We start from the raw sequence: 16,661 nt of genomic DNA on the forward strand, positions 1-16,661 counted from the left end.
TACGCATCGATTCCGGCGGCATCCACCGAGCGCCCCGGCCGCGTCAGGCCCGGCGAGTGAGAACGACCGGCCCCTCCTCGGTGATCGCCACGGTGTGCTCGGAATGGGCCGTCCTGGAACCGTCGGCCGAACGCACCGTCCACCCGTCCGCGTCGTCGATGTAGACGCGGCCGGTGGTGCGAGCGAACCACGGTTCCAACGCCAGCGTCAGGCCGGGACGCAACCGGAGCCCCCGGCCCGCGCGGCCGGTGTTGGACACGTGCGGATCCTCGTGCATGGTGCGACCGATCCCGTGCCCGCCGAACTCGGTGTTGACCGGATACCCGTAGGCGGCGGCCACCGCGGCGATGGCCGCGGAGATGTCGCCGAGCCGGTTCCCGGGCACCGCCGCCTCGATCCCCGCCGCCAGCGCCTCCTCGGTCGCCCGCACGAGCCTGCGATCCTCCTCGGCGGCGGTGCCGACGATCGTCGTGATCGCGGCATCGGCGACCCAGCCGTCGATGGACACGGCCAGATCCATCGTCAGCACGTCGCCGTCGGCCAGCGGATAGTCGAAGGGCATCCCGTGCAGCACGGCGTCGTTCACCGCCAGGCACACGGTATAGCCGAACGGCCCACGGCCGAACGACGGCGCGTAGTCGACGTAGCACGAAACCGCCCCACGATCCCGGATCCGTTCGCGGACATGGGCTTCCAGGTCGAGCAGGTTCACCCCGACGCGCGCCCGCTCGCGCAGGTCGGCGAGTACGTCGGCGACGAACGCGCCAGTCACCGCCATCGACTCGATCTCTCTCGGAGTCTTCAACTCGAGCATGCCACGGCCTCCATTTCGGTATTTTAATACCACCGTAGCCGCATCGGTATTTTAATACCAATCGAACGATTGCGACCGCCGCACGCCGCCGCCTACCCTGGTCGGCATGGTCCGTCTCCCCTTGACACCCGCTCAGATCGAGGCCGGTCGCCGCCTCGGCGGCAGGCTGCGGGCCGCCCGCGCCGACCGCGACCTCACCGATGTCGCCACCGCCGCGGGCATCTCCCCGGAGACCTTGCGCAAGATCGAGACCGGTCGCCTGCCCTCCCCCGCCTTCGGCACCGTGGTCGCCCTCAGCCAGGCACTCGACCTCCCCCTCGACGAACTCGCCGACGTGTGGCGCTCGGCCGGGCTCGCCGAGTCGGCCTAGCGATCCACCCGCGCCGGGCTGGGTGAACTCGGCCACAAAGACGACCACCCAACCGAGCGGTCGGAAACCGGCTCCCTAGTTTGGGACGTATGTCCGACAAGAGCGAGATCGCTGCCTACTTCCGGCGCGTCGGTCCCCGGCGCTTCCTCCCCACCGCGCACGCGACCGGTGCGTGGACCGCCGACGAGCAGCATTTCGCCCCGGTTGCCGGATTACTCGTCCACGAGATCCAGCGCATGCGAACCGACGAGCAGCGGCCCGTGATGGCACCGAGCCGGATCACCTTCGACATCCTCGGTCGGGTGCCGGTCGGCGAATTCGACGTCGAGGTCCGGGTCGTACGGCCGGGCCGGACGATCGAGCTGGTCGAGGCCACCGCCGTCGCCGCCGGCCGCGCCGCCGTCACGGCACGCGCGTGGCTGATGAGCAGCGGTGATACCGCGAGTGTGGCGGGCGGAGCGCCCGACCCACTCCCCGCGCCCGAGTCCCTGCCGCGCTGGGCGATGGACTCGTTGTGGCCGGGCGGGTTCATCGCCTCTCTCGACGTCCGCACGGTCGGCGAATACCGCCCCGGCCGCGCCGCCGCCTGGGTTTCCACGGAGCTGGATCTGGTCGAGGGCGAGCCATCGGACCCGGTCACCTCGTTTCTCGCCCTCGTCGACACGGCCAACGGCATCGCCGCCAGGGAGAAGCCGTCGGAGTGGATGTTCCCGAATCTCGATCTGAGCATCCACCTGCACCGGCAGCCCGAAGGCCGCTGGGTCGGCCTGGACACCGCCGTCGTCTTCGGCGGCACGGGCCAGGGGCTCACCACCACGATCCTGCACGACCTTGCCGGTCCCGTCGGTTACGCCCAGCAGATCCTCACGGTGCGACCGCAGCAAGCCGATTGGCCGCCGACGCGCTGAGCTGCGCGGTGAAAATCCGTTGCCCCGGAGCTGCCGGGCACGTAGCGTCCTGAGGCGTTTCCGACCGGAAGGACGTGTCCCGTGCAGCCGATTTCCGAACGCGACATCAGGTCGTCGTTCGTCAATTGTTCCAAGGGCGAGGCCAAGCGTCTGCCGGTGCCGCGCGATCTCGCCGACCGGCCGTGGGACGACCTGGACTTCTTCGGCTGGAGTGATCCCTCCATGCCGGGACGCTGCTACCTCGTGGCGCCGCGCGAGGAGGGCTTGGCCGGCGTCGCCATGCGCTACGAGACCGGCGGCACGGGCCGCGCGCAGATGTGCTCGATCTGCCTGACCACGCACAGCGGCGGCGGCGTATCGCTGCTCACCGCCCATAAAGCGGGCGAATCCGGGCGGCGCGGCAATTCCATCGGCATCTACATGTGCACCGATCTCGCCTGTTCGCTGTACGCGCGCGGCACCAAGCGGCCCGCCGCGGGCAGCCGGTATCGCGAAGACCTCTCCGTGGAGGAGAAGATCGTGCGGGTGCACGCGAACATCGCGACATTCCTGGACCGCCTCAGCGCCTGACCTGCGAACACCCGCCCCACGACCGCGCTCGAGCGGGTCCTGACCGCCAGAATGATCACCGCCCTCACGAGCTGAAGAGAGACGCCTGTCATGCGCGAACTGCACGAACTGCCGTACGCCGCCTACCTCGGCCCGCTCGGCGAGGACCCGCTCCCCGAGGCCGATTACGACTGCGTCCGGCTCGAGAGCGCTGAATACAAGGAGATCGACCTCCGTAATGCGCGGTTCTCCGAGTCGGCTCTGGCCGATCTCGTCTTCGCCGGGGGCAATCTCGCGCACACCAGGTTCACCGATGTCTGGCTGAACCACGTCGACATGACCGCGACCTCGCTGGCGGAGACGACATGGCTGGACGCCGAGATCGGCGGCAGCGCGTGGATCGGGGTGGACGCGGGCGGCGCCGAACTGCGGAGAGTGGAGTTCGCGGGCTGCAAATTCGACGGGGTGAACTTCCGGAACGTGCGGCTGCACGAGGTGACGTTCCGTGAGTGCCTCCTGCGCGAGCCCGATTTCGCCGGGGCGCGGCTGACCTCGGTGACCTTCCCCGGCAGCCGGATCGACGGGCTCACCCTGAACAAGACGACGATGACGAAGGTCGACTTCCGCGGCACGCAGGCGCTGAGTGTCGCCCAGGGAATCGAGTCCTTGCGCGGCGCGACGGTCGATCACGGGCAGCTGATGGAACTGGCGCCCTCGTTCGCGGCGGCGCTGGGACTCACGGTGACCGACTGACCGACTCCTCGCGTTCGGAGTCGGGTTACCGCGATGTCGCGTCGGCTCGTGCGAGCATGGGAGGCAACTGTGGGTTCGCCGGCGGGTGACCCCGTGGATCGAGTATCGAGGAGCCCGCATGGCTGCCCGTGATCTTCGTGCCCTGATACCGCGCGCGGACGTGATCGCCGAGCGATTGCCACGAGCGTCGACCGTGGTCGCCGGGCTGCTGGCAGTGGTCGTCGGACTGCTGCTCGTGGTCCGCCCGCTGACCGCGCTGACCGCGCTGGCGCTCCTGATCGCGGCGGCCTGCGTGGTGACCGGTGTGGGCGAGCTGGTCTCGCATCGCCGTGCGGGTCGGCTCGCCACGGCGCTCGGCCTGGGCTGGGTGCTGGCAGGTGTGCTGGTGGTGGTTCAGATGGGGCCCGCGATCGACCTGCTCCCGCGATTCGTCGCGGCGGCACTGGTGATCGGCGGTGCGATCCGAGCGACAGGTGTCCGCGCCGGGACGCTCGACGACCGGCTGAGCGCCGGAATGCTCGCCGCCGCCGAGATCGTGCTCGGCGTGGTGGCCTGGCTCTGGCCGGATGTGACGTTGCTCGTGGTGGCGGTGCTGTTCGGTATCCGCACGGTGGCGCTCGGTGCGGGACTGCTGTGGGCTACCAGGCCGGGTGAGCGGGCGATTCCCGCGACTCCGGCAGCTCCGGCGTCTCCAGGGGCTCCGACAGCTCCGGCGGCGGCTCCGGCCACGCTCACGCGGGTCGGCCGGGTGGTGGCGGCGGGGCTGGCGCTGGTGCTGGCGATCGCTGTGGCCGGGGTGAGCGCGCATCTGCGGGCCTCGTCGCCGCGGACGGAGAATTTCTACTCCGCGCCCGACGGCGTGCCCGCCGACCCCGGTGTGTTGCTGCGCGCCGAGCCGTTCGCCCGCGGCGACATCCCTGCCGAGGCGCGCGCGTGGCGCATCCTCTATTCGACAGTGGACGCCCACGGATCGCCCGCCCTGTCCAGCGGTCTGGTGCTGGTGCCGCGCGAGGCCCCGGCCGGTCCGCTGCCGGTGGTCGCCTGGGCGCACGGCACCACCGGATTTGCCACCGGATGCGCCCCGACGCTGCTGCCCGAACCGCTGGCCGCGGGCGCGCTGCCCGCTCTGCCCCAGCTGCTGGCCGAGGGATGGGCGCTGGTCGCCACCGACTACACCGGCCTGGGCACCGCCGGACCACACCCCTACCTGATCGGTCACGGCGAGGGGACCTCGGTGCTCGACGCCGTGCGCGCCGCCAGGCAACTACCCGATATCGACCTCGACGACCGGACCGTCGTGTGGGGGCATTCCCAGGGCGGACACGCCGCACTGTGGACCGGCGTCCTCGCCCCCGGTTACGCCCCCGATGCGAACGTCGTCGGCGTCGCGGCCATGGCGCCGGCCGCCGACGGTCCCGGCCTGGTCCGGCATCTGCCGAACGTCGCGGGCGGCACGGTCTTCGGCTCCTACGTGATCGCCGCCTACACCGCCCTCTACCCCGACGTCCGTGTCGAGCACTACATCATCCCCGCCGCCCGCACCCTGGTCCGCGACATGAGCAGCCGCTGCCTGGCCGAACCCGGCGTCCTCGTCTCGGTACTCAGCGCCATGTCCATCGACCGCGATCGTCCGATCTTCGCCAGAGACCCACTCGACGGACCGCTCGGCGACCGCCTGCGCGAGAACGTCCCGGCGGGCGAACTCACCGTTCCGCTGCTACTCGCCCAGGGCGGCACCGATTCACTCATCACCCCGGATGTTCAGCGGGCCTACGCGAGCGACCGCTGCGCCGCGGGCTGGAACGTCGACTACCGCGTCTATCACGGCCGCGACCATCTCGGCGTCGTGGCCGCGGACTCCCCGCTCGTCCCCGAACTCATCACCTGGACCCGCGCCCGCTTCGCCGACAGTCGGCAGACACCGAATTGCCCCGGCTGACAGCACGGCTCACCCGCTCGCCGACGCGGTGAGATGCGGACCGTCGGGCGGCCGGGCCTACTCCAGCTCCCCCTCGGTCTCCAGGTACACCTGCCGCAGCCGGTCCAGCGTCTCCTGCTCCGGCGCCGCCCACATGCCGCGCTCGGCCGCCTCGAGCAGACGTTCGGCGATGCCGTGCAACGCCCACGGATTCGACTGCTCCATGAACTTGCGATTGGTCTCGTCGAAGACGTAGCTCTCGCTGAGCTTCTCGTACATCCAGTCGGCGACCACGTCGGTGGTGGCGTCGTAGCCGAACAGGTAGTCGACGGTGGCGGCCATCTCGAAGGCGCCCTTGTAGCCGTGGCGGCGCATCGCCTCGAGCCAGCGGGGGTTGACCACGCGAGCGCGGAAGACGCGGGTGGTCTCCTCCGACAGGGTGCGGGTGCGCACCGCGTCGGGGCGGGTGCTGTCGCCGATGTATGCCTCGGGGTTCTTGCCGGTCAGCGCGCGGACGGTGGCGACCATGCCGCCGTGGTACTGGAAGTAGTCGTCGGAGTCGGCGATGTCGTGTTCGCGGGTGTCGGTGTTCTTGGCCGCCACCGCGATCCGGCGGTAGGCGGTGCGCATGTCGTCGGCGGCGGGGGCGCCGTCGAGGTCGCGACCGTAGGCGTAGCCACCCCAGGCCGTGTAGACCTGCGCGAGATCCTCGTCGCCGCGCCAGCTCTTGGAGTCGATGAGCTGGAGCAGGCCCGCGCCGTAGGTGCCCGGTTTGGAGCCGAAGATGCGCGTGGTGGCGCGCCGTTCGTCACCGTGCTCGGAGAGGTCCGAAAGGGTGTGCGCGCGTACGTAGTTCGATTCGGCGGGCTCGTCGAGGCCCGCGACGAGGCGGACCGCGTCGTCGAGCAGGGCGAGCACGTGCGGGAAAGCGTCGCGGAAGAAGCCGCTGATGCGGACGGTGACGTCGATGCGCGGGCGGCCCAGTTCCTCGAGCGAGATCACCTCGAGGGTGGTGACGCGGCGGCTGGCCTCGTCCCACACCGGCCGCACACCCAGCAACGCGAGCACTTCGGCGATGTCGTCACCGGAGGTCCGCATGGCCGAGGTCCCCCATACGGACAGACCCACCGAGCGCGGGTATTCGCCCTGGTCGTCGAGGTAGCGGCGCAGCAGCGAATCGGCCATCGCCTGTCCGGTCTCCCACGCCAGCCGGGACGGAACGGCCTTCGGGTCGACGGAGTAGAAGTTTCGGCCGGTGGGCAGCACGTTGATCAGGCCACGCAACGGCGAGCCGCTGGGTCCGGCGGGCACGAAGCCGCCGTTCAACGCGTGCAGTACCCGCTCGATCTCGATGTCCGTGCCCCGCAGGCGGGGCACGACCTCGGTGGCGGCGAAACGCAGGACCGCGCCCACGGATTCGCGGTCCCCGCCTTGATCGCCGAACAGCTGCCCGGAGAAGCGTTCGACCAGCCCGTCCACCGCATCGGGCGACCAGTCGACAGCCTGCAGCGCGATCAGCAGTTCCCGCGCCCGCGCCTCCACGACGTCGACGCGCTCGCGCGACTCGGACCCGGATTCGTTCAGGCCCAATGCTTCTCGCAGACCGGGGACGGATTGCTCGCCGCCCCAGAGTTGGCGCGCGCGCAGCATCGCCAGCACCAGGTCGACTTCCTGCTCCCCGGCGGGCGCCTGACCGAGGATGTGCAGGCCGTCACGGATCTGCACGTCCTTGATCTCACACAGCCAGCCGTCGACGTGCAGCAGCATGTCGTCGAAGGTGTCCTCGTCGGGACGTTCCGCCAGGCCGAGGTCGTGGTCCATCTTCGCCGCGCGCATGAGCGTCCAGATCTGCTGGCGGATGGCGGGCAGCTTGGCCGGGTCGAGGGCGGAGATGTTGGCGTGCTCGTCGAGCAGTTGCTCGAGGCGGGAGATGTCGCCGTAGCTCTCGGCGCGCGCCATCGGCGGGATGAGGTGGTCGACCAGGGTCGCGTGCGCGCGGCGCTTGGCCTGGGTGCCCTCGCCGGGGTCGTTGACCAGGAACGGGTAGATCAGCGGCAGGTCGCCGAGGGCCGCGTCGGTGCCGCAGGCCGCGGACATTCCGAGGGTCTTGCCGGGCAGCCATTCCAGATTGCCGTGCTTGCCGATGTGCACCATCGCGTCGGCGCCGAAACCGCCCTGGGCGGCGGGCACGGCCAGCCAGCGGTAGGCGGCCAGGTAGTGGTGGCTCGGCGGCAGGTCGGGATCGTGGTAGATGGCGACCGGGTTCTCACCGAAACCGCGCGGCGGCTGCACCATCAGCACCACATTCCCGAAACGCATTGCGGCGATGACGATTTCGCCCTGCGGATCGGCCGAGCGGTCCACGTAGAGCTCGCCGGGCGGCGGTCCCCACGCCTCGATCACGGCCTCGCGCAGTTCGTCGGGCAGGGTGTCGAACCATGCGGTGTAGGTCCGCGCGCCGATGCGGACGGGATTGCCCTCGAGCTGTTCGGCGGTCAGCCAGTCGGGGTCCTGGCCGCCCGCCGCGATGAGGGCGTGCATGAGCGCGTCGCCGTCGCGCTCCTCGAGGCCGGGCACCTCGCCCGCCTCGCCGAGGTCGTACCCGGCGCGCCGGAGTTCGTGCAGCAGGGCGATGGTGCTGGCGGGGGTGTCCAGGCCGACGGCGTTGCCGATGCGGGCGTGCTTGGTCGGATAGGCCGAGAGCATGAGTGCCAGGCGCTTGTCGGCGGCGGGGATGTGGCGCAGGCGGGCGTGCCGGACGGCGATGCCGGCGACGCGGGCGGCGCGCTCGGGGTCGGGCACGTAGGTCGACAGGCCGTCGGCGTCGAACTCCTTGAACGAGAACGGCACCGTGATGATGCGGCCGTCGAACTCGGGCACCGCGACCTGGGTGGCGACATCCAGCGGGGACAGCCCGTCGTCGTTGTCGTCCCACTGGGCGCGGGAGCCGGTGAGGCACAGGCCCTGCAGGATCGGCACGTCCAGCGCGGCGAGCGCGGCGACATCCCAGGCTTCGTCGTCGCCACCCGCCGAGGCGGTGGCGGGCTTGGTGCCGCCTGCCGCGAGCACGGTCACGATCAGCGCGTCGGCCTGTCCGAGCGTGGCGAGCAGTTCCGGTTCGGCGGTGCGCAGCGAGGCGCAGTACAGCGGCAGCGGACGCGCGCCCGCATCCTCGACGGCCCGGCAGAGGGCGTCGACGTAGCCGGTGTTGCCTGCCAGGTGCTGGGCGCGGTAGTAGACGACGCCGACCGTCGGCACGCCCTCGACCGGCTCCGGGTAGCGGGCCCCGCGCGTGAGTTCACCCCAGCTGGGCAGCTGCACCGGCGGCTCGAAGCCGTGGCCGGTGAGCAGCACGGTGTCGGACAGGAAGTTGTGCAGCTGGCGCAGATTGTCCGCGCCGCCGGCGGCGAGGTAGTTGTGCGCGTCGGCCGCGACACCGCCCGGCACGGTGGAGCACTCCATCAGCTCGGCGTCGGGGGCGATCTCGCCTCCCAGCGCCACCATCGGCACACCGCTGCCGCGCAGCGTGGCGAGTCCGTCCTCCCAGGCGCGCTTGCCGCCGAGAATGCGCACGATCACCAGGTCCGCGCCGTCGAGCAGGCCGGGCAGGTCCTCCACCAGCAACCGGGCCGGATTGCCCAGGCGGTAGTCCGCGCCGCTGGCGCGGGCGCTGAGCAGATCGGTGTCGGACGTGGACAGCAGCAGAATCACGAATGACCTTCCTCGGGTGACGCGCCCATCGGGTGTGGTGCTCGCCGGAGAGGGTCTGGCTGTTCACAGTGGCGCGACCGCACCGGAATTCCACCGGTTTCCTCGACGCCCGCCGAGCACCGGGGATGCTACCCGGCCGGGCTGTCACGGCCCGTACTCTGGGTATGCCATGACGCGAACGACTCCCGATTCCTGCCCCGGTGTACTGCGCCTGCATCAGGCGGCCGACGGTCCGCTGGCGCGCGTGCGCGTGCCCGGCGGCGTCCTGTCCCCGGATCAGCTGCGCGCGCTGGCCGAGGCCGCTGTCGAACTGGGCGACGGCGCGATCGAACTGACTTCCCGTGGCAACGCGCAATTGCGCCGGGTGCGCGACGCGGGCGAGCTGACCGCACGCCTCGAGGCGGCGGGACTGCTGCCCAGCCGCACCCACGAGCGGGTCCGCAACATCCTCGCCTCGCCGCTGTCGGGACGGGTCGGCGGACTGGCCGACGTGCGTCCGCTGGCCCCCGCCCTAGACGCCCGGCTCCGGGCCGACCCGCGTATGGCGGAGCTTCCCGGCCGCGTCCTGTTCACCGCCGACGACGGGCGCGGCGATGTCAGCGGGCTCGGTCCCGACATCGGTGTGCACGCGACCGGCGAGGAATTCGCCCTCCTGCTCGCCGGTTCCGACACCGGCATCCGGCTCGCCCCCGGTGACGTGATCGACGTCGTGCTCGCCGCCGCGCACGGTTTCCTCGACCTGAGTTCCGGTCAGTGGCGGCTGCACGAAATACCGGACGGCACAGCGCGACTGGTCGATCTGCTCGGCCTGTCCCCCACCGCCGACCGGCTCCCGACCGGCACCGCCCCGGAGTCCCCGATCGGCTGGCTACCCCAGGACGACGGCGCCGTGGCGCTGGGCGCGGCGGTCCCGCTGGGCTCGCTGCCCGCGCGGACCGCCCAATTCCTGGCCGCGGTGGAACGCCCGATCATCCTCACCCCCTGGCGAGGTGTCGTCCTCGCCGATCTCGACGAGTGGACCGCCGAGCAGGTCGTGCGTGTCCTCGCCCCCATGGGCCTGGTCTTCGACGCCGAATCCCCGTGGCTGCTGGTCAGCGCGTGCGCGGGCCGCCCCGGCTGCGCTAAGTCCCACACCGATGTGCGGGCCGATGTCGCCGCCGCGATCGATGCGGGCCGGGTCCTGCCCGACGGCGCGGGCACGACCACCTCGGGCTCCTCGCTGTCCGCCCGGCAGCTGACAGTCGCGGGCCGCCAGCACTGGTCCGGGTGCGATCGGCACTGTGGACGACCCCGAGGGCCGGTCGTCGAGGTGACGGCGAGCCCCGACGGATACCTCGTCGACGCGCCGTCGGTCTGACCAGGCCGGCGACGGCACGACCGAACACCGCCGATCGCGCCGAGCCGATCAGCCGAGGCCGAGTCTGCGGATGGATTCCTCTCGCATCTCGACCTTGCGTATCTTGCCCGTCACGGTCATCGGGAATTCGTCGACGATCACGACATAGCGCGGCACCTTGTAGTGGGCGAGCTTGCCGGCCGAGAACTCGCGCAGCGCATCCGCGTCGAGGCTGCCCGCACCCGGTCGCGGCCGGATCCACGCGCACAGCTCCTCGCCGTACCGGCGATCGGGTACCCCGACGACCTGAACGTCCTCGATGTCGGGATGGGTGTAGAGGAACTCCTCGATCTCGCGGGGATAGATGTTCTCGCCGCCGCGGATCACCATGTCCTTGATCCGGCCGACGATCACGCAGTAGCCGTCCTCCCGCATCACCGCGAGATCGCCGGTGTGCATCCACCCGTCGGCGTCGATGGCCTCGGCGGTCTTGGCGGGGTCGTTCCAGTATCCGAGCATCACCGAATAGCCGCGGGTGCAGAACTCGCCGGCGACACCGCGCTCGACGGTGACACCCGAGACCGGGTCGACGATCTTGATCTCGACATGGGGATGCACGGTGCCGATCGTGGCGGTGCGCCGGTCGAGGTCGTCGTCGACCCGGGTCTGGGTGGAGACCGGGCTGGTCTCGGTCATGCCGTAGCAGATCGAGATCTCGGTCAGATTCATGTCGTCGACACAGCGCTTCATGACCTCGACCGGGCAGGGCGAGCCGGCCATGATGCCGGTGCGCAGCGAGGACAGGTCGTAGGTGTCGAAATCGGCGACGCCCAGCATGGCGATGAACATGGTGGGCACGCCGTAGACCCCGGTGCACCGTTCGTCCTGGACCGCGCGAAGGGTGAGCTCCGGGTCGAAACCGGGAGCCGGGATGACCATCGTCGTGCCGTGGGTGACGCAGCCGAGGTTGCCCATGACCATGCCGAAGCAGTGATAGAACGGCACCGGGATGCACAGGCGATCCTCGCCTGTCAAGGCGAGAGTCTCGCCGGTGAAGTAGCCGTTGTTGAGGATGTTGCGGTGGCTGAGCGTGGCGCCTTTCGGGAAACCGGTAGTGCCCGAGGTGTATTGGATGTTGATCGGGTCGTCCGGCGTGAGGACTTCGGCGTGTTCGGCGAGGGTCCGGTCGGCGACAGCGGCGCCCGCGGCGACGAGGTCGTCCCAGTCGCCGGTGTCGATGAAGACCACGTGTTCGAGCATCGGTGTCCGGGCCCGGGACTGCTCGATCATCGCGCGATAGTCGCTGCCTCTGAAGCTGGACGCGGCCAGTAGCAGCCGGAGTCCGGACTGCTCGGCGGCATAGGTGTATTCGTGGGTCCGGTAGGCGGGGTTGATGTTGACCAGGACGGCACCGATCTTGGCGGTGGCGAACTGGACGATCGTCCATTCTGCGCAGTTGGGGGCCCAGATGCCGACTCGGTCACCTCGGGTGATGCCGACAGCCAGCAGCCCCCGGGCTACGCGGTCGACCGTCTCGTCGAGTTGGTTCCATGTCCAGCGCCGCCCGGTCGCGACCTCGACGAGCGCCTCCCGCTCACCGTAGGTGGCGACGGTGCGTTCGAAGCAGGCCCCGATGGTCTCCTCGAGCAGGGGGATGGTCGTGTCTCCCCGGGCGTAGGAGGCCTGGGCGGAAGGGTTCATCGTGGTCATGGCGTTCTCCGAGACGAAACGAGTCGGGTGGGACGGCTCCGGCACCGCCCCGGGGGATCGGTGCCGGAGCCCGGGATCAGGCAAGGAAGGTGTTGATCGATTTCTGTTCGGTGTAGGCATCGATCGCCGCGGCACCCAGCTCACGGCCCCAGCCGGACTGCTTGTAGCCGCCGAAGGGCAGCGCGGCGTCGAAGGCGTTGTGCGCGTTGATCCACACAGTGCCCGCCTTGATCTGGCGGGCGGTGCGATGGGCCTTCGACACATCGCTGGTCCACACCGAGGCCGCGAGCCCGTAGGGCGTGTCGTTGGCTGCCGCGGCGACCCCGTGTTCGGCGTTGAACGGGGTCGCCACCACCACCGGGCCGAAGATCTCCTCGCGATACACGCTGAACGAGGTCTCGACATCGACGAACACCGTCGGCTCGACGAAGTAGCCCTCCTCGCCATGGCGGCGACCGCCGGTCAACGCCCGCGCGCCCGAGCGCAACCCGGCCTCGACATAACCCATGACCCGGTCGAGCTGGGTCTGCGACACCAGCGGGCCGATGTCGGTGGCCGGGTCCAGACCCGAGCCGATCCTGCTGGCCGCGGCGACCTCGGCGACGCCCTGGGTGAACTCGTCGAAGATCTTGTCCTCCACCAGCAGCCGGGTGCCGCTGGTGCAGGCCTGGCCGTGGTTGAACAGGAACCCCGATGCCGTGCCGGGGATCGCGAGATCCAGGTCGGCGTCGGCGAAGACGACCTGGGGGCTCTTGCCGCCGAGTTCGAGGCTGACCTTCTTCAGGTTGCCCTTGGCGGCGTCGACGATGAGCTTGCCCACCTCGGTGGACCCGGTGAAGGCGATCTTGTCGACATCGTCGTGGGCGGCCAGCGCCGCGCCGGCGTCGCCGTAGCCGGTGACCACGTTGAACACGCCGTCGGGCAGACCGACCTCGGCCAGGATCTCGGCCAGACGCAGTGCGGTCAGTGGGGTGTCCTCGGCGGGTTTGAGCACGACGGTGTTACCGGTCGCCAGCGCCACCGGAACCTTGAACGCGGCCATCAGCAGCGGGAAGTTCCACGGGATGATCGCCCCGCACACACCGACGGGCTCGCGCAGGGTGTACGCGTGCCATTGGGTGCCCGGCGCCCACGGCACCGACACCGGGATGGTGCGGCCCTCGATCTTGGTGGCCCATCCGGCGTAGTACTCGAACAGCTCGGCCACCCAGGTCATGTCGACCGCCTGCGCGACAGCGGCGGACTTGCCGTTGTCGAGCGATTCCAGCTGTGCCAACTCCTCGGCGTGGGCGTAGATCGCCTCGCCCGCGCGGAACAGCAGGCGCTGGCGCTGCGCCGGTGTCCACAGCGCCCACTCCCCCTCGAACGCCGCCCGGGCCGCGCGCACGGCGCGGTCGACATCGACGGCTTCGGCGTGGGCCACCTCGGTGAGCACCTGCCCGGTGGCAGGGTCGCGGGTCTGGAAGGTGCGGCCCGAGGCCGCGGCGACCCAGCGGCCGCCGATGAACAGGTTCTTCGGGGTCGACAGCCAGTCACGGACCTGCGGCAGCACCGGAGTCGTGGTGGGATCGAATACTTCGGTCATCGTGTCGCCTCCGTGTCAGGAGTGGTCGTGCACGAGCACGCCACGGATATTCTGGCCGTTGAGCAGGTCGTCGTAGCCCTGATTGATTTGTTCGAGGGTGTAGGTACGGGTGATGAGCTCGTCGAGTTTCAGGTCGCCGCTCTGGTAGAGGCCGAGGATCCTGGGGATGTCCACGGTCGGGTTGCAGTCGCCGAAGAGGCTGCCGCGCAGCTCTTTCCGGAACAGCGTCATGATCGACCCCGGCAGCTGGATGTTGATCTCGTCGAGCTTGTTGAGCCCGGTCAGCACGACCTTGCCGCCCTTGCCGACAGCGTCGAAGCCGGCGCGCACGATCTCGGCGGTCATCAGGTCCGGGATCAGAATGGCCGCGTCGGCGCCCTGTCCGCGGGTCAGGTCGTGGATCGTGGCCAGCGCCTCACCGGCGTCGGCGAAAGCGTGCGTGGCGCCCAGTTCGAGCGCTCGCTCGCGTTTGTTGTGCAGCGGGTCGACCGCGACGACGTAGCGCGCGCCGGCGAAACGCGCGCCTTGCACCGCGTTGATGCCGAGCCCGCCGATGCCGAACACGACCACGACGTCACCGGGCTTGACCTCGGCGGTGTTGACCGCCGATCCCCAACCGCTGGGAACACCACAGCCCACCAGCACCGCCTTGTCCAGAGGCAGCTCGTCGTCGACCTTCACACAGGAGTTCTGGTGGATCACCCCGTACTGGCTGAACGTGCCCAGCATGCACATCGCGCCGTACTCCCCGGCCGGTCCCCGCAGCGGGAAGCGCTCGCCGGGCAGATAACCCTCGAGGATGGTGGCGCCCATATCGCAGATCGACTGCTGACCGTTGGAGCAGTACCGGCAGGTGCCGCAGTTCGGAATGAACGAGCACACCACGTGATCACCCGGCCGGACCCTGGTCACGCCGGGCCCGACCTCCTCGATGATGCCCGCACCCTCGTGACCGAGCACCATCGGCAGCCGTGCTTCGAGGTCGCCGTGGGCGATATGGACATCGGAATGGCACAACCCGCCGTAGAGGTACCTGATCAGCACCTCTCCCTCGCGAGGCTTGTCGAGTTCGAGCTCTTCGATCTCGATCGGTTTGCCGGGCTGGTAGACGACCGCGGCCTTGGTCTTCATGGCGGGTTCTCCTGATCCTCGTCGATTCGCACCATCTGGCGTGACGGGAACCACACTCGCAACGCCGGGCTCTCGCGACTGTTCAGAAATTGGACAACCGTGACCCCGGTCACTGTTGCTACGGTTCAGGCACGGTAATCCGAGGGAGATGGAGTGATCGCGGTGGTGAATACGGTCGAGGGTGAGACCAAGAGGGAACCGATCGCCGCGTCCTGGCATCGAGCGACAATGGCCGGCCTCGAGCCCGGCTCCGCGCTGGACACCATCACCTACGTCGATGTCGACGACGCCAGTCCGCTGATGGCCGCGGCCGCCGCGGTGCTCGACGACCTCAATCAACGACTGGCGGGCACCGACTTCACCACCCTCGTCGTCGACCGGGAAGGCCGCGTCGCGCACCGCTGGTGCGGCAACCGCCGCGCCCAGGAAGCGTTCGACAACCTCGGCGTCGACGTCGGCGCTTCACTGCTCGAAGAAGCGGTCGGCACCACCGCCCCGGGCGTGGTCCTGGAAACCCGCGCCAGCATCGCGGTCAACGGCGACGAGCACTTCGCCGTTCCGCTGCGGCGCCTGAGCTGCTACGGGCACCCGATCTTCCACCCCACGACACGGCGGATCGAGGGCGTGCTCGACCTGTCGGCCGTGGTCCAGGAGGCCAGCCCCCTGCTGCCACCACTGGTCGCCCGCGCTGTCGCCGACATCGAGCAGCGCCTGCTCGACGGTTCCCGCATGTCGGACAAGGAACTGCTCGCCGCGTTCCAGGCCGCGAGCACCCGCCGCCGCGCGGTGCTGGCCATCGGCCGCGACCTGCTGATGTCCAACCAAGCCGCCGCCGATCTGCTCGGCGCCACCGACTTCGCGTTGCTGCGCATGATGGCCGCGGATGTGCGCCGCAGCTCGGTCATCGACCTGACGCTGGAATCCGGGCTGGCCGTGCGCGTCGAAGCGACTCGCGTGGGCGGCCCGGCGGGCGGCACCCTGCTCAACGTCGAACCGAAGGAACAGGCGAGCGTCGCCTACTCCCGTGCGGCGCTGGAGCCCGGTGATCCGCTGCTGGTGGCGGGTCCGCCGGGCTCCGGGCGCTCGCACACCGCGCGCGAACACGCCACCGAGCAACCGGTCACGGTCCTGACCGCCGCCAGCGCCCTGCTCGACGGCAGCGAGGCGTGGGCCCGCGACTTCGCCGCCCTGGTGCGCGCCCGGCAGGGGACGGTCTGCATCGACGGCTTGGACCTGTTGTCCGACAGCCTGATCGATCTCGTCGCCACCCACGTCACGCACCGGCGGATGCCGCGCGTCGTGCTGGTCACCGGCGCGGTGGACACCCTCACCGGCCGCGCCGCCGCGCTGGCCGCGGAATGCACCGACCGCATCGAACTCGCGCCGCTGAGCAACCGTCGCGGCGAGATCCCGGCCCTGGTCGCCGCCATGCTGCGCGACATCGGCGCCGACAGTTCGCTGCACTTCACTCCGGGCGCGTTGACGGCGCTGTCGGCGCACCACTGGCCCGGCAATCTGCGCGAACTGCGCGCGGTCGTCACCGAGGTCATCCGCCATCGGCGCACCGGCGCCGTCGTGCTCAACGACCTCCCCGAGGCCTACCGCACGCAGCAGCCGATCCGGAAACTGGCGCCCATCGACCGCGCGGAACGTGACGTCATCGTCGAGGCCTTGCGCACATTCGAGGGCAACAAGGTCAAGGCCGCCCAAGCACTCGGCATTTCGCGCACCACGCTCTACGCGAAGATGCGCGCGTTGCGCATCACCGTCTACTGACCGTGCCCACCGAACAATCACTGCCACACCGGTGGTTCACTCCGGCGAGGACGACGTGATCCGGCATCCGTGCGTGCCGCCTGCCACCAGCGCCCGGTTC

At 70.1% G+C, this 16,661-nt stretch carries 12 protein-coding genes; 7 read left to right on the forward strand and 5 right to left on the reverse strand.

Annotation, left to right across the window (positions count from 1 at the left end; all coding sequences use genetic code 11):
• Positions 1 to 43: 43 nt before the first annotated feature.
• On the reverse strand, positions 44 to 814 hold the full coding sequence (gene map / locus IU449_RS05405; protein ID WP_195000819.1) for a type I methionyl aminopeptidase: 771 nt from the start codon (positions 812 to 814) through the stop codon (positions 44 to 46).
• Between the two features lie 106 nt (positions 815 to 920).
• Between map and IU449_RS05410 the strand changes: the two genes are divergently transcribed.
• The 5 genes from IU449_RS05410 (at position 921) to IU449_RS05430 (ending at position 5,333) form a co-directional block, all read left to right on the forward strand.
• Positions 921 to 1,184, forward strand: a complete 264-nt coding sequence (locus IU449_RS05410) for a helix-turn-helix domain-containing protein (RefSeq protein WP_195000820.1) — start codon at positions 921 to 923, stop codon at positions 1,182 to 1,184.
• Positions 1,185 to 1,273: 89 nt separating this feature from the next.
• A complete protein-coding gene (locus IU449_RS05415; protein ID WP_195000821.1) occupies positions 1,274 to 2,092 on the forward strand; it encodes a thioesterase family protein in 819 nt (272 codons plus the stop codon).
• Positions 2,093 to 2,173: 81 nt separating this feature from the next.
• Positions 2,174 to 2,662, forward strand: a complete 489-nt coding sequence (locus IU449_RS05420; RefSeq protein ID WP_195000822.1) for an FBP domain-containing protein — start codon at positions 2,174 to 2,176, stop codon at positions 2,660 to 2,662.
• Between the two features lie 90 nt (positions 2,663 to 2,752).
• Positions 2,753 to 3,394: a pentapeptide repeat-containing protein gene (locus tag IU449_RS05425; protein WP_195000823.1), complete on the forward strand. Its 642-nt coding sequence runs from the start codon at positions 2,753 to 2,755 to the stop codon at positions 3,392 to 3,394.
• A gap of 118 nt (positions 3,395 to 3,512) precedes the next feature.
• On the forward strand, positions 3,513 to 5,333 hold the full coding sequence (locus IU449_RS05430; protein ID WP_195000824.1) for a lipase family protein: 1,821 nt from the start codon (positions 3,513 to 3,515) through the stop codon (positions 5,331 to 5,333).
• A 57-nt stretch (positions 5,334 to 5,390) separates the two neighbouring features.
• Here the strand turns inward: IU449_RS05430 and cobN are convergent, their stop codons facing one another.
• Positions 5,391 to 9,023 carry a cobaltochelatase subunit CobN gene (cobN, locus tag IU449_RS05435; RefSeq protein WP_195000825.1) on the reverse strand — a complete coding sequence of 1,211 codons (3,633 nt, stop codon included), beginning with the start codon at positions 9,021 to 9,023 and terminating at the stop codon, positions 5,391 to 5,393.
• Positions 9,024 to 9,192: 169 nt separating this feature from the next.
• Between cobN and cobG the strand changes: the two genes are divergently transcribed.
• Entirely contained in the window at positions 9,193 to 10,380 is a 1,188-nt protein-coding gene (cobG, locus tag IU449_RS05440; RefSeq protein ID WP_195000826.1) for a precorrin-3B synthase, read from the forward strand.
• Between the two features lie 48 nt (positions 10,381 to 10,428).
• On the opposite strand, the gene IU449_RS05445 is transcribed toward cobG, so the two are convergent.
• From IU449_RS05445 to IU449_RS05455, 3 genes are all read right to left on the reverse strand, one after another.
• Positions 10,429 to 12,069 (reverse strand): AMP-binding protein, encoded by a 1,641-nt coding sequence (locus IU449_RS05445; protein ID WP_195000827.1) that lies wholly within the window; start codon positions 12,067 to 12,069, stop codon positions 10,429 to 10,431.
• A 76-nt stretch (positions 12,070 to 12,145) separates the two neighbouring features.
• Positions 12,146 to 13,654 (reverse strand): aldehyde dehydrogenase family protein, encoded by a 1,509-nt coding sequence (locus IU449_RS05450; protein ID WP_195000828.1) that lies wholly within the window; start codon positions 13,652 to 13,654, stop codon positions 12,146 to 12,148.
• Between the two features lie 15 nt (positions 13,655 to 13,669).
• Positions 13,670 to 14,785, reverse strand: coding sequence for an NDMA-dependent alcohol dehydrogenase (locus tag IU449_RS05455; RefSeq protein ID WP_195000829.1), 1,116 nt, complete (start codon positions 14,783 to 14,785; stop codon positions 13,670 to 13,672).
• Positions 14,786 to 14,947: 162 nt separating this feature from the next.
• Between IU449_RS05455 and IU449_RS05460 the strand changes: the two genes are divergently transcribed.
• Positions 14,948 to 16,561 carry a sigma-54-dependent Fis family transcriptional regulator gene (locus tag IU449_RS05460; protein WP_324188101.1) on the forward strand — a complete coding sequence of 538 codons (1,614 nt, stop codon included), beginning with the start codon at positions 14,948 to 14,950 and terminating at the stop codon, positions 16,559 to 16,561.
• Positions 16,562 to 16,661: the final 100 nt, after the last annotated feature.

It is taken from the genome of Nocardia higoensis (genome assembly GCF_015477835.1).
Classification (GTDB): Bacteria; Actinomycetota; Actinomycetes; order Mycobacteriales; family Mycobacteriaceae; genus Nocardia; species Nocardia higoensis_A.

Bases quoted from the DNA above. Each gene is read 5' to 3' on its own strand.
- IU449_RS05430 (WP_195000824.1), top strand. From the start codon at position 3,513: ATGGCTGCCCGTGATCTTCGTGCCCTGATACCGCGCGCGGACGTGATC.
- cobG (WP_195000826.1), top strand. From the start codon at position 9,193: ATGACGCGAACGACTCCCGATTCCTGCCCCGGTGTACTGCGCCTGCAT.
- map (WP_195000819.1), bottom strand. From the start codon at position 814: ATGCTCGAGTTGAAGACTCCGAGAGAGATCGAGTCGATGGCGGTGACT.
- IU449_RS05410 (WP_195000820.1), top strand. From the start codon at position 921: ATGGTCCGTCTCCCCTTGACACCCGCTCAGATCGAGGCCGGTCGCCGC.
- IU449_RS05455 (WP_195000829.1), bottom strand. From the start codon at position 14,785: ATGAAGACCAAGGCCGCGGTCGTCTACCAGCCCGGCAAACCGATCGAG.
- IU449_RS05415 (WP_195000821.1), top strand. From the start codon at position 1,274: ATGTCCGACAAGAGCGAGATCGCTGCCTACTTCCGGCGCGTCGGTCCC.
- IU449_RS05425 (WP_195000823.1), top strand. From the start codon at position 2,753: ATGCGCGAACTGCACGAACTGCCGTACGCCGCCTACCTCGGCCCGCTC.
- IU449_RS05450 (WP_195000828.1), bottom strand. From the start codon at position 13,654: ATGACCGAAGTATTCGATCCCACCACGACTCCGGTGCTGCCGCAGGTC.
- IU449_RS05445 (WP_195000827.1), bottom strand. From the start codon at position 12,069: ATGACCACGATGAACCCTTCCGCCCAGGCCTCCTACGCCCGGGGAGAC.